Origin of the sequence: Leptolyngbya sp. AS-A5, assembly GCF_039962495.1 — a bacterium.
Taxonomy (GTDB): Bacteria; Cyanobacteriota; Cyanobacteriia; order Leptolyngbyales; family Leptolyngbyaceae; genus Leptolyngbya.
The window spans coordinates 1-19,251 of the sequence record NZ_JAMPLL010000010.1 but is presented as its reverse complement, the minus strand read 5'-3'; the positions used below and the strand labels follow the sequence as shown (position 1 = coordinate 19,251).

Annotated in this window: 18 protein-coding genes; 13 read left to right on the top strand and 5 right to left on the bottom strand. The window is 47.9% G+C overall.

The window, feature by feature from the left end; translation table 11 throughout:
- Nucleotides 1-70 precede the first annotated feature (70 nt).
- Together ribH and NC980_RS13520 are read left to right on the top strand one after the other, a co-directional pair.
- Nucleotides 71-646 carry a 6,7-dimethyl-8-ribityllumazine synthase gene (gene ribH, locus NC980_RS13525; RefSeq protein ID WP_190376592.1) on the top strand — a complete coding sequence of 192 codons (576 nt, stop codon included), beginning with the start codon at nt 71-73 and terminating at the stop codon, nt 644-646.
- A 144-nt stretch (nt 647-790) separates the two neighbouring features.
- Nucleotides 791-1,807, top strand: coding sequence for a TOBE-like domain-containing protein (locus NC980_RS13520; RefSeq protein ID WP_190376591.1), 1,017 nt, complete (start codon nt 791-793; stop codon nt 1,805-1,807).
- A gap of 13 nt (nt 1,808-1,820) precedes the next feature.
- Here NC980_RS13520 and hpnJ read toward each other — a convergent pair whose 3' ends face one another.
- Nucleotides 1,821-3,266: a hopanoid biosynthesis associated radical SAM protein HpnJ gene (gene hpnJ / locus NC980_RS13515; RefSeq protein ID WP_190376590.1), complete on the bottom strand. Its 1,446-nt coding sequence runs from the start codon at nt 3,264-3,266 to the stop codon at nt 1,821-1,823.
- Between the two features lie 298 nt (nt 3,267-3,564).
- On the opposite strand from hpnJ, the gene NC980_RS13510 reads away from it, so the two are divergent.
- The 8 genes from NC980_RS13510 (at nt 3,565) to NC980_RS13475 (ending at nt 9,834) form a co-directional block, all read left to right on the top strand.
- The gene (locus tag NC980_RS13510) at nt 3,565-4,152 is read left to right on the top strand and encodes a TetR/AcrR family transcriptional regulator (protein WP_190376589.1); all 588 of its coding nucleotides are present in this window, start codon (nt 3,565-3,567) and stop codon (nt 4,150-4,152) included.
- Nucleotides 4,149-5,321, top strand: coding sequence for an ABC exporter membrane fusion protein (locus NC980_RS13505; protein ID WP_190376588.1), 1,173 nt, complete (start codon nt 4,149-4,151; stop codon nt 5,319-5,321). Before NC980_RS13510 ends, NC980_RS13505 begins: the two co-directional genes overlap by 4 nt.
- Before the next feature lie 33 nt (nt 5,322-5,354).
- Nucleotides 5,355-5,972: a GNAT family N-acetyltransferase gene (locus tag NC980_RS13500; RefSeq protein WP_190376587.1), complete on the top strand. Its 618-nt coding sequence runs from the start codon at nt 5,355-5,357 to the stop codon at nt 5,970-5,972.
- Nucleotides 5,973-5,984: 12 nt separating this feature from the next.
- A complete protein-coding gene (locus NC980_RS13495) occupies nt 5,985-6,350 on the top strand; it encodes a DUF5367 family protein (protein WP_190376586.1) in 366 nt (121 codons plus the stop codon).
- The gene (locus NC980_RS13490; protein WP_190376585.1) at nt 6,340-6,540 is read left to right on the top strand and encodes a hypothetical protein; all 201 of its coding nucleotides are present in this window, start codon (nt 6,340-6,342) and stop codon (nt 6,538-6,540) included. The genes NC980_RS13495 and NC980_RS13490 overlap by 11 nt, the downstream gene beginning before the upstream one ends.
- 9 nt (nt 6,541-6,549) lie before the next feature.
- Entirely contained in the window at nt 6,550-7,701 is a 1,152-nt protein-coding gene (gene devC / locus NC980_RS13485) for an ABC transporter permease DevC (protein WP_190376584.1), read from the top strand.
- Nucleotides 7,702-7,703: 2 nt separating this feature from the next.
- Nucleotides 7,704-8,411, top strand: coding sequence for a DevA family ABC transporter ATP-binding protein (locus NC980_RS13480; protein WP_190376583.1), 708 nt, complete (start codon nt 7,704-7,706; stop codon nt 8,409-8,411).
- Between the two features lie 94 nt (nt 8,412-8,505).
- Complete coding sequence (locus NC980_RS13475) at nt 8,506-9,834, top strand: hypothetical protein (protein ID WP_190376582.1); 1,329 nt, start codon at nt 8,506-8,508, stop codon at nt 9,832-9,834.
- 117 nt (nt 9,835-9,951) lie between these two features.
- Here NC980_RS13475 and NC980_RS13470 read toward each other — a convergent pair whose 3' ends face one another.
- Nucleotides 9,952-10,887 (bottom strand): phytoene synthase, encoded by a 936-nt coding sequence (locus tag NC980_RS13470; RefSeq protein WP_190376581.1) that lies wholly within the window; start codon nt 10,885-10,887, stop codon nt 9,952-9,954.
- Between the two features lie 32 nt (nt 10,888-10,919).
- The gene (gene pds / locus NC980_RS13465) at nt 10,920-12,338 is read right to left on the bottom strand and encodes a 15-cis-phytoene desaturase (RefSeq protein ID WP_190376580.1); all 1,419 of its coding nucleotides are present in this window, start codon (nt 12,336-12,338) and stop codon (nt 10,920-10,922) included.
- 593 nt (nt 12,339-12,931) lie between these two features.
- Between pds and NC980_RS13460 the strand changes: the two genes are divergently transcribed.
- On the top strand, nt 12,932-15,028 hold the full coding sequence (locus tag NC980_RS13460) for a PA14 domain-containing protein (protein ID WP_190376579.1): 2,097 nt from the start codon (nt 12,932-12,934) through the stop codon (nt 15,026-15,028).
- 65 nt (nt 15,029-15,093) lie between these two features.
- Here NC980_RS13460 and NC980_RS13455 read toward each other — a convergent pair whose 3' ends face one another.
- Nucleotides 15,094-15,189, bottom strand: a complete 96-nt coding sequence (locus NC980_RS13455; protein ID WP_190376578.1) for a cytochrome b6-f complex subunit PetL — start codon at nt 15,187-15,189, stop codon at nt 15,094-15,096.
- A 119-nt stretch (nt 15,190-15,308) separates the two neighbouring features.
- On the opposite strand from NC980_RS13455, the gene aroB reads away from it, so the two are divergent.
- A complete protein-coding gene (aroB, locus tag NC980_RS13450) occupies nt 15,309-16,397 on the top strand; it encodes a 3-dehydroquinate synthase (RefSeq protein ID WP_190376577.1) in 1,089 nt (362 codons plus the stop codon).
- A 255-nt stretch (nt 16,398-16,652) separates the two neighbouring features.
- Here the strand turns inward: aroB and NC980_RS13445 are convergent, their stop codons facing one another.
- A complete protein-coding gene (locus NC980_RS13445; protein ID WP_190376576.1) occupies nt 16,653-18,254 on the bottom strand; it encodes an ABC transporter substrate-binding protein in 1,602 nt (533 codons plus the stop codon).
- An 80-nt stretch (nt 18,255-18,334) separates the two neighbouring features.
- Between NC980_RS13445 and NC980_RS13440 the strand changes: the two genes are divergently transcribed.
- Nucleotides 18,335-19,144 carry an RNA methyltransferase gene (locus NC980_RS13440; protein WP_190376575.1) on the top strand — a complete coding sequence of 270 codons (810 nt, stop codon included), beginning with the start codon at nt 18,335-18,337 and terminating at the stop codon, nt 19,142-19,144.
- The last annotated feature ends 107 nt before the right edge of the window (nt 19,145-19,251 follow it).

The window sequence follows — 19,251 nt, the reverse complement described above, 5'->3', positions numbered from 1 at the left end:
TTTTCAGTTCATTATGTAGAGTGTTGTAATGACTGCGTAGCTATCGCGTCTTGGGACTCGGACTAAAACAATGACTATTTTTGAAGGAACGTTCGCTCAGAGTGAGTCGCTACGGTTTGCGATCGTGGTCGGTCGCTTTAATGATTTGGTGACAACGCGCTTGCTCGAAGCTTGTCAAGACTGTCTGAAGCGTCATGGCATTGATGTTAATCCCCAGGGAACGCAAGTCGATTATGCTTGGGTTCCGGGCGCGTTTGAGGTGCCACTGGTGGCGCGTCAATTTGCGCTCTCCGGTCGCTACGATGCAGTCATTTGTCTCGGTGCGGTGATTAAAGGACAAACGCCTCACTTTGATCATGTTTCGGCAGAAGTCTCGAAAGGAATCGCGGCGGCAGGATTTCAGACGGGCGTTCCGGTGATTTTTGGAGTGCTGACCACGGATACGATGCAGCAAGCGATCGAACGCGCTGGAATCAAGAGCAATCTCGGTTGGGAATACGCTATGAGCGCGATCGAGATGGCAAGCTTGATGCGACAAATCCGCGCAGGGGGAGAAATGCCGTCCGCGCAGTCCAGCATCACCGCAGCTTCGATTCCGCAGGCGACGCTCTCCCCAGCACACAGCGAGAGCCAGAACGCGCGCTAAACAAGTTTGGATTTAAACACAATTCAGGGTGTCTCATCGGAGATACCTTTTTAATTTTGCGAGGTCTTAGAAAACGATCGCAGCTTTATGCTATAAAACTACAGTAATCTTGTCGGAAAACCGGGATTCCTTGAGGTCATTGCTGTGGGTATCGTAGTACAGGACGTTTCTAAACGCTTTGGGAGCTTTCAAGCGGTCGATCAAGTCAGTTTAGAAATTAAGAGTGGTTCGCTGGTGGCGCTGTTAGGCCCGTCAGGGTCAGGCAAATCGACGCTGTTACGCTTGATCTCAGGTTTAGAAAGTCCGGATTCCGGTCGGATTTTTCTCACCGGCGAAGATGCCACCGATCGCAGCGTCCAAGACCGCAACATTGGCTTTGTGTTCCAGCATTACGCCCTGTTCAAGCATCTGACTGTACGGAAAAACATCGCCTTCGGCATGGAGATTCGCAAGTATCCTCCTGATAAAGCGAAAAAGCGAGTCGAGGAGCTACTGGATCTGGTGCAGTTAGGGGGAATGGGCGATCGCTATCCGTCTCAACTCTCTGGCGGTCAACGGCAACGAATCGCCCTGGCTCGCGCTCTAGCCGTCGAGCCGAAAGTGTTATTGCTCGATGAACCGTTCGGAGCGCTCGATGCCAAAGTGCGGAAAGATTTGCGGGCTTGGCTGCGACGATTGCACGATGAAGTCCATGTCACGACCGTATTTGTGACGCACGATCAAGAAGAAGCGATGGAAGTCGCAGACGAAATCGTCGTGATGAATAAAGGCAAGGTTGAGCAAATCGGAACGCCTGCGAATGTTTATGATCATCCGGCAACTGCGTTTGTGATGAGCTTTATTGGCCCTGTGAATGTGTTGCCAAGTTCGTCGCGAATTTTCCAAAATAACGGCTTTGACTCCGCACATCCTGAAATGTTCTTGCGTCCGCATGATGTCGTTGTAGAAACGTCTCCGAATGGTTCGACGGTTTCCGCACGAGTGACGCGATTAATTCACTTAGGTTGGGAAATTCAGGCAGAATTAACGCTCGATGATGGTCAAGTGGTGACGGCGCATTTAACCCGCGATCGTTTTGATGAGTTAAAGCTCTCACCCGATCAGCGCGTTTATGTCAAACCCAAAGACGCGAAGTCCTTCCCGCTGTACTACTCGATTTAGGTGAGAGCGGCTCTCAAGAATGCACAGACTGCTTCTGAGCTTGGGAACGACGCTCTTTCAGATAGTCAAAGAATTCACGACCTTCTCGTAAGCGTCGAATCAGCATTTGGCGATCGCTCAGCATTTCCCGCACAATCGGGACGATTGCTTTCGGTCGAAAATAGAAGCGACGATACATCTGCTCGACCGCAGCTTCAATGTCTGCACTCGACAGCGAGGGATAGTGCAAAGTTGAGGTTTGAATGCCCGAATCCGTCACCATTGCGGCATCGCTGAACCAGCCGTTCGCTTGCGCTTGGGCAAACAGTTCAGTCCCCGGATACGGAGCCGCGATCGACACTTGAATCGTATGCGGATTGATTTCACAAGCAAATCGAATCGTTTCTTCGACTGTTTCAGGCGTTTCGATCGGCAGCCCGATAATGAATGTGCCATGTACAGTAATGCCTAAGTCATGGCAATTCTTCATAAATTGTTTTGCGACTTCGAGCTTCACACCTTTGCGGATATTGTTGAGAATCTCCTGATTGCCTGACTCAAATCCAACTAGGAGCAACCGTAAGCCATTGTCTCTGAGTTGCTTCAAGGTGTCGTAGTCGAGATTTGCACGAGCGTTACAACTCCAAGTTAGCTTCAAGCGCTTCATGTGTTCACTAATCGCGATCGCTCGATGCTTGTCGATGGTAAACGTATCGTCATCGAACATATATTCGCGCACACGATCGCCAAAAATTGCTTTCGCTTCCTCCATTTCCCGCCCAACGACATCAGGACTCTTAGCGCGGTATTGATGTCCGCCGATCGTTTGAGGCCAAAGACAGAACGAGCATTTTGCAGGACAACCGCGACCCGTATAGAAAGAAATGTAAGGATGTAGCAGATAGCCGATGAAGTATTTGTTGATATCGAGATCACGATCGTAAATCGGGAGAACGCTCGGCATCTGATCCCAATCGTGAATTAGAGCGCGATCGTTGTTGTGATGAATTGTGCCAAACTGATCCCGATAGCTCAGACCATCAATTTGATCCCAAGGTTTCCCTTCTGCGAGTTCTTTGCAGGTGTAGTCGAACTCATGCCGACAGACAAAATCAATAATGGGATGCTGTTGTAGAGTTGGCTCTGGTAACACGGCAACATGAGCGCCAATCAGTCCAACTTGAGTACCAGGATTTTGTGCTTTGATCGCAGCGGCAACTTTAGCATCATTCGCAAGTGTAGGCGTGCTGGTGTGCATAATCACCAGTTCGTAGTCTTTGGCGATCGCTAAGATATCCTCAAGCGTTTGATGATGAGGTGGTGCATCTACAAGACGGCTTTCTGGAACGAGAGCAGCAGGCTGAGCGAGCCAGGTTGGGTACCAAAATGAAGTGATTTCTCGCTTTGCTTGATACCGGGCACCTGCACCGCCATCAAACCCATCAAAGGAAGGTGGACTAAGAAATAAAGTCTTTTTCATCGCCGCTTCGCACCTCAAGTTGATCACACTATCGAGAATAGTAAGCGAATCTTTTGACTTGAGCAATCTTCGAGCGGATTTAAGAGCGATCGTCTAAAGAAGATGCAGCTTGCGTCTCAAACAATTTTCTAAAGGGGTTTACAAACAGAAATTTATGAGACAGAATTTATAACAAGCGTTCGATATAAATAGGAAGATCGAGCGAGGATCGTCAAAGAACAATTGCAGAAGACATGGGGGGTTTCTCAATGTTTAACCAGTAAAATATATCGAATGTTCGATATCTGAATTCACCTGTATGCCTAAGGTTGTTGACCACGATCGCTATCGCAAGGAACTGTTAGTTAAGTCGTTTGATCTGTTTGCAGAGAAAGGATATGCCGCGATCACAATGCGGCAAATTGCTCAAGGGTTAGGTGTTTCGACTGGAACGCTGTATCACTACTTTCCGAGTAAGGAGGCATTATTCGAGCAGTTACTAAAAGAACTATCTGAGTTAGATATTCGCAATTTTTCGACTCGGTTAGAAGGAAAAGACCTTGCAGAGCAAACTCAGGCTGCATTTGCAATATTTGAGGAGCATCGAGACTACTTTCTAAAACAAACATTGCTGATGACAGACTTTTACCAACATCAGCAACGAGAAGGAAAAGAAGTCAGCGAAGTCTTCAGACGGATTTGTGACCAAGCTGAAAAGATCATGTCTGAAATGCTTGGAATTGATAATCCACAAATCTTGCTCTTCATGATGAGCGTTGTTGATGGATTATTACTGCAAGAACTTTATGGACATCGAAAGATTGATTACCAAGCACAAGCGAAATTGTTATCGGAAATGCTCACGCTGTACTTAGAGAAACACAACCTGAAACCAAAAAAGCCATGAGTCTTGACATCTTTCTGAAACCTAAGAATCGCCTTTGGATTGGAATTGGGATTGCTACACTGATTACAGGTGGAACGTCATTTTATGTTGTTTCTCAATTCACTCCGAAGCCTGCCGCTCTGCCTGTCGAAACCGCTCCAACTATTAAGAAGATTGCTGCCTTGGGACGACTAGAACCTGGATCTGAGGTGATTCGGATCTCGGCTCCGATCGCGCTTGATGGAGATCGCGTAGCCCAGCTCCTGGTTAAGCAGGGCGATCGGGTTGTAAAAGGTCAGGTGATTGCAATTTTAGATTCGCGTGATCGCTTGCAAAACGCCTTGGAGCAAGCCCGCGAACAGGTACGAGTTGCCCAAGCCAAGCTTGCCCAAGTCAAAGCAGGCGCAAAGACCGGAGAGATTGAAGCCCAGCAAGCCGCGATTACTCGCTTGCAAGCCGATCGCCAGGGTGAAATTGCAGTTCAAGCCGCAGAAGTCAAACGTTGGCAATCTGAAGTCAGAACCGCACAAGCAGAGTTCGATCGATTCAACAAGCTCTATCAGCAAGGCGCGATCGCAGCTTCTAACTTAGATAGTAAACGTCTTGCCCTAGATACAGCCCAATCGCAACTGAGACAAGCCCAAGCTAAACAGAATCAATCTGCAAATTCACTCGAAGCACAGTTAACGGAAGCAAGAGCCACGTTGAATCGAATTGCAGAAGTGCGTCCTGTGGATGTTCAAACCGTTGCAACTGAGCTGAGTAGCGCGATCGCAGCAATGAAACGTGCTGAAACAGAGTTAGAGCAAGCCTACATTCGTGCGCCGATGGCGGGTCAGATTCTCAAAGTTCATACTCGCAGTGGTGAAAAGATTAGCGACTCTGGTGTTGCAGATTTAGCACAGAATGATCAGATGGTGGCAGTGGCTGAAGTTTATCAAAGTGATATTGCCAATGTGAAAGTTGGACAGGCAGCAACAATTACAGGGCAAGCCTTTACTGGAAAATTGCAGGGAACTGTTTCTGAGATTGGATTGCAGGTGGACAAGCAGAATGTGTTTAGCAATCAGCCCGGAGAAAACCTTGATCGGCGGGTCATTGAGGTAAAAATTCGCTTAACTCCAGAAGCAAGCAAGCGAGTTTCGAGCTTAACCAATTTACAAGTTCAAACTTCAATTCTGCTGAACTAACGGATAACGAACGTTCGATTTAAGGAGAAAGAGATGGACATCGTTAAGTTGAACCCGTCAGAGTTTGCGATCGCATCGAATCAACTCGCAGCCGCTTTTAGTCAAGATCCACTTATTGGGCAGTTTTTACCCGAAGAAAGTACCGCAAAGCAAACGACTTTAAAGCAAATCAGTCAAGCCATGCTCAATTATGGGCAATCGTACAACCAGATCTATACGACTGCCGAATATCCCAAAGGAGTTGCAATGTGGCTGCCTCCGGAGGCTGCTCGAATTACCCTATCTCAACTGTGGCAAGTTGTGACATCAGGATTGCTCTTTGTCCCGTTTTATCTGCGTTGGGATCGCATTCTTGATTTTGCTTCGTTTATCGGTACAGAGATTCGATTGCACGATCGCACCGCTTCAGAACCGCATTGGTACTTAGCAATGTTAGGGGTGTCGCCTGAATGTCAAGGTCAAGGCATTGGGGGACAGTTACTTCAGCCTGTTTTGCAAGAAGCCGATCGTACAAAGCTACCTTGCTATCTAGAAACATCGACTCCGGGTGGAGTGCGGTTTTACCAACGTCATGGCTTTGAGATTGCTCATCATGGAACCTTTGCAGGCCGCGATTACTGGGCAATGAAACGTTCACCTCAAGAAGCATAGGAGGAATTCACAATGCTGTTTTTAGGAGTTGGGTTTCTGATCTGGCTTGTGGCAACGATCGCGTTCCGTCTGATCGGGCAGTACCTTCTTGATCCATCCAACAGTGCACTATCGATTGGATTGTTTTTAGCGACAACGATCGCAATGCTGATTGTGGTAACAGGAGTTTATGCTTGGCAGCAAGTGGATGCGATCGCACGTCCCAAAGTTGCATTGCTGATTGCTTTACCGGGAATGCTACTCGATGTTGGAAGTGTCTTATTCTTTCCATCAGTCTTTCCAAACATTGATCCAAGCGCAAATGTTTTATTTGCTGGCTTAATGTTATGGGGCTATTCATCGATTCTCGGAGCGAGTTTTCTATCCTATGAGCGTTAAGACTTTTTCAGTGTGGATACGTTTTGTGCGGATGCAGCTTTCGCCGTGGCTAACACTGATTCGATCAGCATATCAAGCGCTTCGGGGATGTTCCTACGCTCGTACTCACCTCATGATGTCGATTGCAAAACTCAATTTGCTGACAGTCTACGATTTGCTCGATGACTTAATCCGCTATCCACCGTATTAGGACTGTGAGATGCCTCGTAAAACACCACTGGCTTGGTTCCAGTTAATGAAAGAGAAAGCCCGCTTAATGGTTGCAATCGCGGGAATTGGCTTCGCAGATATGCTGATGTTTATGCAGCTTGGCTTTCAAGATTCGCTGTATGACAGCGCGACAGTGCCACATCGGTTGTTGCAAGCGGATTTGGTAATGATTGATCCACAGTTCAAAAGCTTAGCTTCCTTCACACCGTTTTCGCGGGAGCAGCTTTATCAATCGCTGAACAACGATCGTGTTCAATCCGTCAGTTCAATTCGGATTGCAATGGGACAATGGAAAAATCCCGAAACTCGCTTAACTCGCAATATTCTGATTTGGGGAATTGAACCCGATGCACCTAGCTTTAAGCTACCCGGACTAAAAGAGAACTTAGAGTCACTGAAGCTATTAAACAATGTTGTGTACGATCGCGTCGGTCGTCCTGAATTCGGTGCGATCGCAGATACTTTCCAAAAGCAAGGCACGGTTACGACTGAACTTAATCAGCAAGTGATCCAAGTGAGCGGACTCGTCACCATGGGCGCGTCCTTTACCGCAGATGGAAATGTGTTCATGAGCGATTCAACATTCCTGAAGCTCTACAACGATCGACAAGCAAACAAAATCGATATTGGACTGATTCAACTCAAACCAGACTCAGATGTCAAAGCAGTTCAGGCGCAACTGAGTGCAAACTTACCTAATGTAAAAGTGCTGACTCCTCAAGAGTTTGCAGCAATCGAACGGAACTACTGGGAAAGTCAAGGAACAATCGGATTTATCTTCGGAATTGGTGTAGTTGTAGGCTTTATTGTTGGAACAGTGATTGTTTATCAAATTCTCTACACTGATGTTGCTAACCACTTACCTGAATATGCCACATTGAAAGCAATGGGATATAGCGATCGCTTTTTGCTCAATGTTCTACTTCAAGAAGCACTAATTCTCGCTGTGCTTGGCTTTATTCCAGGCTTTGTGGTTGCGGTTGGACTCTATCAAATTACCTATGCTGCAACCTTGCTCCCCATTGCTATGAATACCAATCGTGCCATTACGGTGTTTGTTCTTACTGTTGTGATGTGTTCGATTTCGGGCGCGATCGCAATGCGAAAACTCCAAGCTGCTGATCCTGCGGATATTTTCTAATCATGCAACCTGTTATTTCTGTTAGAAACCTGAACCACTACTTTGGTCAAGGCAATCTGAGAAAGCAAGTTTTGTTTGATATCAATCTCGATATTTATGCAGGCGAGATTGTGATCATGACGGGTCCTTCTGGTTCGGGTAAAACTACACTGTTAACGCTTTTAGGCGGCTTGCGATCGGCTCAAGAAGGCAGCCTCACGATTCTGGATCAACAAATTCGAGGAGCCACAAAGCAACAATTGACTCATCTTCGCAAAAACATTGGCTACATCTTCCAAGCGCATAACTTAATGACGTTCTTAACCGCAAAGCAAAATGTCAGAATGTCGCTGGAATTGCACGATCGCTATCGCAATCAAAGCTTGGATGCAATGGTCGTTTCAATGTTAGAAACCGTTGGACTCGGACATCGGGCAGACTACTATTCTGACGGACTCTCCGGCGGTCAAAAACAGCGAGTCGCGATCGCCCGTGCCCTAATCAGCCATCCAAAAATTGTGCTTGCCGATGAGCCGACTGCTGCACTCGATAAAAAGTCGGGTCGCGATGTGGTTGAACTAATGCAGAAACTTGCAAAAGAGCAGCACTGTACAATTTTGCTCGTCACGCACGATAACCGCATCTTAGATATCGCCGATCGCATTGTCTACATGGAGGATGGACATTTAGTCAGCGATGGGAAAAGCGCGATGAGTATGACATCAGCCTGACAAAGAAGTCTGGCGGGGTTGCAATACCTTCCAGAATTGAGGCAAACACGATTGTATCTCAATAGAGCAAACACATAGATTGATGTTCCTGTAAATGTTCACGTCACTTAGATTACAGTCGTATCTCCTCCGTTCTTTATTTCCGATTCTCTTACTTGCAAGCCTCACTACAGCTTCAAAACCTGCTCTTGCAAACTGTGCTGGCTACGGTCGCCCACCCGAACAAGTCAACCTTGAAGTTAGACAACGCGCCAATCAACTTAAAAATGATCCCAATCAGTTCTTTGGGAAAAAGATGTTAGAGACGATCGCAGAGCGCCGCATTACGCTGACTCCGGCTTTCGATCGTTTAACTGGACTCGAAAAACGACAAATTCTCAACACCTTACAGTTAGAAGGCTCGACCTATGAAGTTTACACAGCCGATGGGCGATTAGTCTCGGCTCAATATGATGGCTGTACTCGAACTCATTTAATGACAGAGCGCGATCGCTATAGCTGGTATCTCAATCGTCCCCCCGTACAGATGCCTTTACCAATGCTGCGTGATGCCTTACGGAACCCAGGGCAACCCCGCTGGCGTAAAGTCAACCAAAGTATCCATCCTGAAGACGAACGCAGAGCGAGGTTTAAGTTCTGGGAAACTGTAGGCTACGCTAGGGCAAATCAAGGCTGGTGGATTGCTTGGGTTCCTGAAGGGGGCTACTTTGAAGTGGCTGTTCGCAATGCTGATGATCTCAACCAACTCAAGCCTTACCTAGCTACTGCATTTCGCCAGTACCGCTATGTCGTGTTAGCAACGGACGGAACACCGCTTTATGACACACAGAAAGCATTAAACAATGCCTGGATCTCTCTACTTGGTAAAACGTCTGCGCCTGCAGGATGGCAGGTTCGCCCATGCGATCGTGAAGCTCCCTTTTTGTGCGCCTATCGCAATCAAGTGTATCTGGGCAGCGTCGAACTTCAGCGCTGGACATACGACAAGTCCCCGATCTTGCAGGCTCAATTTGACAAGCTTGGCTTAGTTCCAGGACTGTTTACTTACAGTAATTCGAATGATAAAGCAAAGGTACTAACAGCATTGAAAGCTGTAATCGCAGATTACTACAAAACCATTCAAGCCGATCGAACTTCAACTTACGGCAAAGCTTACAAAGTTCAGGTACAATCCCCCGAAGAAGTTAAAGTCGGTGCTCTACCCGGATTAAGGTATGGCTTTAAGGGAATCGATCAGTCTGGAAAGGTTCGAGAAAAGTATGTCAGTTACATGGCGTTTGATAGCAATTTGAACACCATCGTCACGGGATACGACCCAGCGGCAGTGGGCAGTGTGTTCAAAGAGCTGAGCAGCTTAGAGCAGTTTGAGCCTCACTTAAAGACGATCGTTGAGAACCTCAAACTATCTGAAGGCGATCGCTAGCTCTAAAACTCTTGTTCCCTTTGGAAAAGGTTATGGCAAGCCCGGAATTCTTCAATTTTGGGAAAAACTCAAGTTCATGCCAGCGATCGCACCTCGTTAATTGTGCGATCGCGATCGTTATAGTACCTTCGCTCTCAGCCAAGAAATCGGCAGCAGTGACAACTTCCGCATTCCCGGCACATATGCCCGACGATTGAAGTTGTCGTAGTTGTTGTTCTCGATCGCATTCAAAATCCGGCTATACAGCATCAATGCCGACCATACAGGCCAACGCGCATCTTCATTCAGCGTGGCGATTCCCCGCTCTGCTTGCGTGTAAAACTGCCGCGCACGCTCAATCTGAAACTGCATCAGCGCTTTCCAGCGATCGTCGTTCACGCCTTTGAACAAATCATCTTCGCCATACCCAAAGCGCCGCAAGTCCTCAAGCGGCAAATAAATTCGACCCCGCCGCGCATCTTCACCCACATCGCGCAGAATATTCGTCAACTGTTTTGCCACACCGAGCGCGATCGCATCATCAAGCGGTGAATATCCCGGCTCTGGGCAATACCAGGGTGCAGAAGTATCCGGTTCGGCGAGTCCCATCACTGAAGTAGACATTAGCCCAACGGTACTCGCCACTCGATAGCAATAGAGATAAAGATCGTCAAACGTCTCATAGCGACTGCGATAGAGATCCATCCGTTGTCCCGCGATCATGTCGCGGAACGGCTGAATCTCGATCGGGAATCGCTCCACCGTGTCTACCAGTGCCACATCAAAATCATCTTCCGGGTAGCCCGCAAAGATTTTTTCGAGTCGTGTTTCCCACTCGTCCAGGGTGTCCATCGTGGCGGACTTGCCGTTGAAGCCATCGACTAACTCATCGGTGCGACGACACCAGACATAAATTGCCCAGATCGCACGTCGTTTTTCAGTCGGAAATAACAAGGTCGCCAAGTAGAAAGACTTGGTGAAGTGTTCCATCAATTGGCGGCACTGTTCGTAAGCCTCATCGACAGAAGCCAGCGATCGTACATAGGAGGAGGGTTGTTCGGGCAATTGCAGCATTCGTTAGGACAAATGGAAGGGTTGACAAAGCGCTAATTGCTACTGGTGACTAAGCGTTTCGGCTCAGTCGGGGTAGAGACAGGCGCGTTCGTAATTGCCTGCGCTGTCAGCTTACCAGAAAGGACGGCACCTTCCATACTCCCCAGATACTGTTGCATCGTGTAGCTCCCCGAAAGATAGAAGTTTTCAATCGGAGTCATTTGCTCTGGTCGATAAGCCTGTCGCCCCGGTGAAGCGGTGTAGACCGATCGCGGCGTTTTCACGACTTTGTATTTCCGCAGCTTGGCAGGATCATCTCCGGTTAGGTGCTGCGGGAATAACCGCTCTAGCTCCTTCATTGTGGCTGCGATGATTTCTTCGTCGGATTTGTCGATCCAATCTTTTGCGGGAGCCAGAACAAATTCCAGCATCGAGCGATCGGGATCTTCATAGGCTTTGCAGGTAATGCTCATGTCGGCATACACGCTCAGCAAGTCCGATCGCGAAAATAAAAGCTGATCGATGTCGGTGAGTTTGCGATCGAACCACAAGTGCAGATTGATCACAGGAACGCCTTCTAACCCTTCGAGCTTTTGGAAGAAGGGCACCGCTTTCCAAGGTTCTGGCATCAAGACCTTCATCACATCGACCGACATTGCCGAAACATAGCGATCGGCGGTAATCACTTCATCGGACGCACCATCCAGTCCGCGAATCAGGAAGCCGTTTACCGTATTGTCATCGTTTAACAATATTTGCTTGAGCGGTTTTTTCAGGTGAACTTCCCCACCGTTAGCAACGATGTGATCCACGATCGGCTGACACAATCTTTCCGTGGGTGATCCGTCGAGAAAAGCAATTTTCGAGCCGTAGCGCTCTTGCAAGAATTTGTTCAGCGCCGTCAGAATAATCGTCGCTGAAACTTCGTCAGGGTTAATAAACGTCAGCGCTTTCGAGGCAGCAATAAAAATATCAGAACTAACGCGCTCACCGATGCCTTGTCGCCGCAGCCATTCGAGTAGGCTGTATTTGTCCATGTCTTCGACATACTTTTGACCCCTGAGCACACCGGGCCAAAGTCCGAGCGCAAATCGGAGCTTTTGCTCCCAGGTCAACATATCGTTATTGTTCAGAATCGACATGATGACGTTAAACGGAGCCGGGATATCTGGAACTTTGAAGTAGGAGTAAGTCTCTGGCTTTTCCGGCTGGTTGAAAATCAGCGCGTGTTCTTTCCACTGAAGTCGATCGAGAATATTCAGTTCTCCCATTAGTTGCAGCATGTTTGGGTAAGCCCCAAAGAAAGCATGAAGTCCGGTTTCGTACCAATCGCCGTCTTCATCTTTCCACGCTGCGACTAGACCACCCAAGACATCGCTACTTTCCAGCACGATCGGCGTGTGTCCAGCATCCACTAAATATTTCGCACAGGATAATCCTGCTAAGCCGCCCCCGGCGATCGCTACTCGCATGTAGTCTGTTCACCTAACTTGTGATCGACAATTCGCTCCCAATTATACGTTGCGAACCGTTACATTTTTTAGACTTTGTGCAAAAACTTAGGCGCGGTTGGGTAGAGCGTCAGCAGAAATGATCATCTCACCCAAGTTAGATTCATCGGCGATCGGGGAAGACTTAGCCAGGTTTGACATTGAGTTCAGAAAAGTCTAGGAGTTGCGCTCTACCAAGATTTGCATCCGTTAAGTTCAACGTTAATCTGCGTTTTGCTAGAAAGTAAAAATAGTCATACGCGTAAAATTAGCTGGTCTAGGATACGGAGAAGTTTCAATCAGAACTATTACAGCTTCACCACTTAAGTTGCTTGCTTACTCTTTTGCACTAGGCACTTCAACTTTGTACTTCTTCTAATGTGTGAAGCGAAATGATCTGATTGTTTAAGTTCGTTTTGTTACCTCAACTGAGTTTCCACATAAATGTCCTGGCTGATCGCCAGATGTGTTCCAAGGCTGTCACTCAGGCTTGCTTCTGACTGTGCCTGATTACAGGTTTAAAGATCCCGGTAAAGCTTGCGCTCAGTTCGCTCTCAATTACACAGGAATTCATAATGGTGTTAGACCCATCTCCCAATCTCAATCGGGATATTGGCAGCTTTAGCCTGTCTGCAAATCCAACCGCCGCGCTTATGAGTGATCCAAATCCTGATGCGTTGTTTCCATCGATGAATGTGGTGGCATCTTCGAGTTCTACCACCTATGGTGCGATGGGACTCAAGGCGGAATACTTCAATGACACCCATCTAGAGCAGAGATCGATCACTCGCACTGATCCGACGATCGATTTCAACTGGGGCAGGAGTAGCCCAAATTCGGCGGTGAATGCGGATGATTTTTCGGTGCGCTGGACAGGGGAAGTTACCCCACTGTATTCCGAGCCTTATACCTTTTCGGCAGATGCAGACGATATGATTCGGGTTTGGATCAATGATCAACTGCTGATCGATCGCTGGTACAACCCGACCGAACGCAATTCAATCATCGCTCTCGATGCGGGGCAAAATTACAGCATCCGAGTCGAATATGCAGAATTCGGGGGAGATGCGTCGGTTAAACTCCAGTGGTCAAGTCCGAGTCAAACCGAGGAAGTGATCCCACAAAGTCAGCTACGATCGCCCCTGATCAGCACGAATACCAATCCGGGTGCAGCCTTATTGAGCGATCCACAAGACATCAATCTCGATGACTTCACTCCGATTAATGGCGCTTTGAGTCCCGATCACCCGGCTGACTTTTATCGGTTTACCCTCACTGAACCCACACCGATTAACATCAGCATTGGAAACCTAGCTGCTAACGTAGATCTGAAACTGCTCAATGAGCAGGGCGATATTATTAGCACCTCTGCCAATGATGGAACCATGATCGAATCGATCGCTGCTGTTCTGAGTGCTGGAACTTATCTGCTGCAAGTGTTCTCTGGTCAACCTGTAGACACAAGCTATGTCATGACGACTGCGAGCGCCAACACGATTCGAGAACGGGCAAGACCAGCAGATACGTTTATTGACTCGATCGGCATGAACGTGAATCTGCGCTATACGGGGATTAGTTATCATGACCGTTACGCCGATGTCTTCGAGCCGCGTTTACGAGAATTGGGCATTCGCCATATTCGCGATGGTGGAAACAAGCCAGAAGTGTTCACCAAGCTGCGACGACTGGCAACGTTTGGAATTAAGTCTACGTTGATTGTCGATCCGCGACTCGGCGGTACACCTGACAACGTTGTACAGCAAATCAAACAGGCATTACCAGGAATTGCGGCTGTCGAAGGCCCAAACGAGTGGGACGCTAGTGCTGAAACGATGCGCTATGAAGGCAAGCCTTTCCCGGATGGGCTGCGGGAGTATCAAGCAGATTTGTATCGTGCGGTAAAAAGCGATCCGGCGACCGCTCATCTTCCGGTACTCGTTCCATCGATGGCGCAACCAGAGAACGGGCAACGAGTGGGATCATTGGCTGAATTTAGCGATTTCGGTAATATGCACAGCTATTCAGGCGGACGAATTCCGGGATTTGATTTCGATCGTCGCTGGCTCCCGTTGACCAGAGAGTATTCTGGCAATCAACCGATTATCGCGACGGAAACGGGATATCACAATGCAGTGAACGATCGTGAAACGGGTCACAAAGCGGTGACTGAGCAAGTGTCAGCGAAGTACATTCCGCGAACGTTCTTGGAGTTTTTCAATCGCGGTGTGAATCGGACATATCTCTACGAATTCATGGATCAGCGACCCTTACCAGATGCTGAAAACAACTTTGGCATTATTCGTGCCGATGGAACCCCGAAACCTGCGTTTTATGCGCTGCGAAATCTGATTCGCATTCTAAAGGACACGCCTGGAAGTACAGCAAGCGGAGGGCTTTCCTATTATTTCAGTGGAAATGTGAAAGACTTGCGCCACACGCTTTTACAAAAGAGCAATGGGGAGTTTTATCTGGTGATGTGGCTGAATTCTGAAAGTACCGAGACGCTAAAAACTCAGCGAGTCACCGTGAATTTGCTATCGCCAACCCAGGAAGCTGCAACCTTTTTACCGAATCGATCGCCGAATGCAACTGCCACGTTTGCGACCCCAAGTCGCATTACGATGGATGTACCCGATGCACCAATCATCCTGAAAGTTGTGCCAAAAGCTTAAAAGTTGTGCCAAAAGTTTAGAGGAATGAATTTGGGGCTGTACAACTTGTATCGCCCCAAAGAAACCTAGATCAGCTTGATTGCGCGGAAAGTAAAGAACAGACCATAAGCAAGCGCGATCGCGCCACCGACAATCAAGAAATAAGCAATGACTGCGGACATAAATTGTGTCTCCTAACCTCTCTAACAAAACTATACAAAAAAACGGAGGGCGTTTGATCGCTTCATGCGGCTCGATCGCTTGATAAAATCACTCCAAACGCTGTTTTTGAGAGCGACTCATGCCGTCTGTTATTCCCGTTACGCTACCCCAAAACTCTTACGACATCGCGATCTCGTCGATTAACGAAATTGGCGATCGGATGCAAACTTTGACCAAGCTCGGCAAAAAAGCGCTAATTGTCTCGAATCCAGTGATTTTTAAGCATTATGGGCAAACGGTGATCGATGTGCTGACGCAAGCAGGCTTTACGGTGAGTTCGTGCATTTTGCCGGCGGGGGAGCGATACAAAACCCCGGCAACGCTGCAAAAGATTTATGATGCAGCGTTAGAGAATCGGTTAGAACGATCGTCGGTGATGGTCGCGTTAGGCGGCGGCGTGATCGGAGATATGACGGGGTTTGCTGCGGCAACTTGGCTCCGGGGAATTAACGTGGTTCAGGTGCCAACGACGCTCTTGGCGATGGTGGATGCCGCGATCGGTGGCAAAACTGGAGTGAATCACCCGAACGGGAAAAATTTGATTGGAGCCTTTCATCAACCCCGATTGGTTTTGATCGATCCGCAAGTTTTGAAAACGCTGCCTTCGCGGGAGTTCCGCGCCGCGATCGCCGAAGTGATCAAATACGGGATCATCTGGGACGCGGAGCTATTTGAGAAACTAGAGCAAGCGAAGCGATTAGATCAGATTCGCGCTGTCGGAGATGATTTGGTGTATGAAATGTTGGTACGATCGGCGCAAGCGAAGGCGCACGTCGTCAGCAAAGACGAGAAAGAATCGGGATTACGAGAAATTCTTAATTACGGACACACGATCGGACACGCGATCGAAAGCTTAACGAATTATCGCGTGGTCAATCACGGAGAAGGCGTTGCGATTGGCATGATGGCGGCGGGATTGATTGCGGTTGAAATGGGACTCTGGGAGCGAGGAGAGTGCGATCGTCAAAAGGTTCTGATTGAAAAAGCGGGTTTACCAACTCGAATTCCGGAGGAGTGCGATCGGTCGAAGATTCTGCCAACGCTGCAAGCTGATAAGAAAGTCAAAGATGGAAAAGTCCGCTTTGTTTTACCGCGACAAATCGGAACGGTGATTGTGACGGATCAAGTTGAACCGGATGTAATTCAGGCTGTGCTGTCTCAGATGTAGATTTAATGTGAATTCGACGGAGCGCTTGCTTCGTTTTTATCGGCTTCTTGCCCCCTAAATCCCCCACGTGTGGGGGACTTTGAAGGATAAAAAATCTCTTAATTCTAGGAAATCTCTTGTCTTTAAGTTCCTCAGCCATGGGGAATTTAGGGGGCACAAGCTGACTAAAACGGAGCGACAAACGATTTTGTGTGTACAGGGTAGGAATGGGGGATTTAGGGGGCAACTCGGCTCGAATCGGAAAAACTCATCGAACTAAGCCTTTTTCATCGTTCCAAACGGAACTTTCTGAGTCACTTCTAGCGTTGCATCTTGAATATTTTTCTGCACAAATAAGACATCTTTGTTTTGCCAAAGTGGAATGAAGGGAACATCTTTTGCCAGTGCATCTTGCAGTTGTTCAAACATCTGCCGACGCGCTTCTGGATTGCGTTCTTTGCGGCTTTGACCAATCAATTGATTTACTCGATCGCTGTAATAATACGATCCCTGCAACGCGCTCGATCCCTCTTCACAGCCCTGACTCGGTGAGCCTTTTGCACATTCCATAAACGGCTGAATATAGTTATCTGCATCCAGAAAATCAGGTGTCCAGTCCAGCAAAAAGATCGGATATGCGCCTTTGTCGAGATTTCTGTAAGCGGTGACGGATTCAACACTGTTGAGTTGAAGCTGCATCAAATTACCGAGATATTTTTGCACCACTGCCTTTAAGGTCACGGCTGCAAGCTGATCGTTTGAGATGTTCGATCGATACCAAAATTCAACCTTAAGCGGATTCGATTCTGAATAACCTGCTTTTGTAAGTAAATTTCGTGCTTTCTCAATGTTGCGATCGCCATATTCCTTAAACACAGGCTTCTGTTCCCGCAAGCTGCTCGGAATCAAACTATATAAAGGCTCAACTTGTCCTTGGAAAATTCGGCTCCCTAAAATCGGACGATCCATGATAGCGGCGATCGCTTGTCGCACTTCTAGACGATCGAGCGGCGGAGATTTCATATTCAAGGTGAGATAATCGATTCCACTTCCTGATCGCTCGACCATCTTCCAGGTATTGTCGCTGGCGTTCTCTTTGAGATTGCGAATCTGTTCGAGTGCAAGTCCCTGGTAAGCAACATCGATCGCGCCTGTCCGAAACGCATTAAATAAGTTCGCTGGACTTGAGAAAAACTGAACGTTTACACCCCGATTTGCAGGTTTATCGCCCCAATATTGCTCGAACGCATCGAGGACGATCGAATCAGTCCCAAACTTCGCTAATTTGTAGGCTCCAGTTCCCACAAAACTTTCAGAATTAAACGATCCTTTCTCGATTTTGTAGGCTTTGGGAGAAACCGCACACGCACCTGAAAATGCAAGCAGAGCAGGAAATCCAGCAAACGGCTTTTTCAACTTAATGCTTAACTGATCTTCACCCTGTGCCGAAATCGAATCCACGGCATCAGCTAGCAAAAATGCAGGCGAACCCCCATTTTGAATAAAGCGCCGCAATGAAAACTCCATTGCTTTTGCGTTAAATGGCTCACCATCATGAAATACAATCCCACGCCGCAACGGAATCGTATACGTCAACTGATCCGCACTCACTTTCGGTAATGCTGTCGCTAACTGCGGCTCTAACTCACTCGTACCCGGTTTATAGCGATAAAGTCGATCGCCTAAGTTATACAGGAGATTTCCGGCAAAAATACTATACGCATCTGCCGGATCAAGGGTGCTGATACTGGCAGTCGTCCCGATCGTAATTCGCCCATCATTCTTCGCCATCGGTTCAGGCGTAGACCGAGTACAGCCGATCACGACAGAAAAACACAGAACGCAGAGGATCAGCGATCGCCAAAGTTTTCTCAGCATGACAGCAGCCCAAATTGAGTTTTTTGAGTGTACCAGGAATTCAGCGACGCACTAAAATTCCTTTAGTGTCGGAAGAGAAGATGATTACCAGTCTGCAAAATCCACTGATCAAACAATTACGAAAGCTGCATCGCGCTAAAGAACGGCGAGAACAACAAGTCGTTTTACTTGAAGGAACGCATCTGATCGAGGAAGCAAGCGCGATCGGCTTATTTTTTCTCACCGTCTGCTGTACCGAAACCTGGCAGCACCAGCATCCGGATTTGTTTGCATACCTGCAACGACGATCGCAGCGGCTTGAGCTCGTTACCCCGGAAGTGATCAAAGTGACCGCCACCACCGTAGAACCTGATGGAGTTGTAGCAACCGTTGATCGCTTTCACACTCGTCCCGTCGAATTTTCTCAATTGGGTCTAGTTCTCGAAACAATTCAAGACCCCGGCAATCTAGGCACGATTATTCGCACTGCCGCCGCCGCAGGAGTGGAAGGACTTTGGCTGAGTGAAGACTGCGCTGATATTGAAAACCCGAAAGTTTTACGATCGTCTGCCGGACAATGGTTTCGCTTACCGATGTCGATTCGCTCGGACTTAAAGGCGGATTTAGCGACGGCCAAATCTCAAGGAATGCAAATCATCGCAACCGTTCCCACGGCGACCCGGACTTATTGGGAAATTGACTTTTCTCGACCTAGCGTGATTTTGATGGGAAATGAAGGCGTAGGGCTATCAGCTGAATTGCTGGAATTGGCAGAGGTTCAGGTGACAATTCCATTAGTAGCAGGGGTGGAATCGTTAAATGTAGCGATCGCGACTGCATTAATGCTGTACGAAGCACGACGGCAATATCAGGCATCTGCCTCTACAGTGAAGGAACCGTTTTTAACCTGAGTTCGGGTTAAGCCGGGAGCAGCAGATTGTGGTCGAGCGCAATGGACGGTTTCTTCGGTTGATGGCAGTAGGCAATCAAGCCGCCGAGAATGTTGACAAAGCAATTG

What these genes read in the sequence shown, in the direction of transcription:
- NC980_RS13480 (WP_190376583.1), top strand. Translation starts at nt 7,704, where the DNA reads ATGCAACCTGTTATTTCTGTTAGAAACCTGAACCACTACTTTGGTCAA.
- NC980_RS13455 (WP_190376578.1), bottom strand. Translation starts at nt 15,189, where the DNA reads ATGTCCGCAGTCATTGCTTATTTCTTGATTGTCGGTGGCGCGATCGCG.
- NC980_RS13440 (WP_190376575.1), top strand. Translation starts at nt 18,335, where the DNA reads ATGATTACCAGTCTGCAAAATCCACTGATCAAACAATTACGAAAGCTG.
- NC980_RS13445 (WP_190376576.1), bottom strand. Translation starts at nt 18,254, where the DNA reads ATGCTGAGAAAACTTTGGCGATCGCTGATCCTCTGCGTTCTGTGTTTT.
- aroB (WP_190376577.1), top strand. Translation starts at nt 15,309, where the DNA reads ATGCCGTCTGTTATTCCCGTTACGCTACCCCAAAACTCTTACGACATC.
- NC980_RS13475 (WP_190376582.1), top strand. Translation starts at nt 8,506, where the DNA reads ATGTTCACGTCACTTAGATTACAGTCGTATCTCCTCCGTTCTTTATTT.
- NC980_RS13470 (WP_190376581.1), bottom strand. Translation starts at nt 10,887, where the DNA reads ATGCTGCAATTGCCCGAACAACCCTCCTCCTATGTACGATCGCTGGCT.
- NC980_RS13500 (WP_190376587.1), top strand. Translation starts at nt 5,355, where the DNA reads ATGGACATCGTTAAGTTGAACCCGTCAGAGTTTGCGATCGCATCGAAT.
- NC980_RS13490 (WP_190376585.1), top strand. Translation starts at nt 6,340, where the DNA reads ATGAGCGTTAAGACTTTTTCAGTGTGGATACGTTTTGTGCGGATGCAG.
- pds (WP_190376580.1), bottom strand. Translation starts at nt 12,338, where the DNA reads ATGCGAGTAGCGATCGCCGGGGGCGGCTTAGCAGGATTATCCTGTGCG.
- devC (WP_190376584.1), top strand. Translation starts at nt 6,550, where the DNA reads ATGCCTCGTAAAACACCACTGGCTTGGTTCCAGTTAATGAAAGAGAAA.
- NC980_RS13505 (WP_190376588.1), top strand. Translation starts at nt 4,149, where the DNA reads ATGAGTCTTGACATCTTTCTGAAACCTAAGAATCGCCTTTGGATTGGA.
- hpnJ (WP_190376590.1), bottom strand. Translation starts at nt 3,266, where the DNA reads ATGAAAAAGACTTTATTTCTTAGTCCACCTTCCTTTGATGGGTTTGAT.
- NC980_RS13495 (WP_190376586.1), top strand. Translation starts at nt 5,985, where the DNA reads ATGCTGTTTTTAGGAGTTGGGTTTCTGATCTGGCTTGTGGCAACGATC.
- ribH (WP_190376592.1), top strand. Translation starts at nt 71, where the DNA reads ATGACTATTTTTGAAGGAACGTTCGCTCAGAGTGAGTCGCTACGGTTT.
- NC980_RS13460 (WP_190376579.1), top strand. Translation starts at nt 12,932, where the DNA reads ATGGTGTTAGACCCATCTCCCAATCTCAATCGGGATATTGGCAGCTTT.
- NC980_RS13510 (WP_190376589.1), top strand. Translation starts at nt 3,565, where the DNA reads ATGCCTAAGGTTGTTGACCACGATCGCTATCGCAAGGAACTGTTAGTT.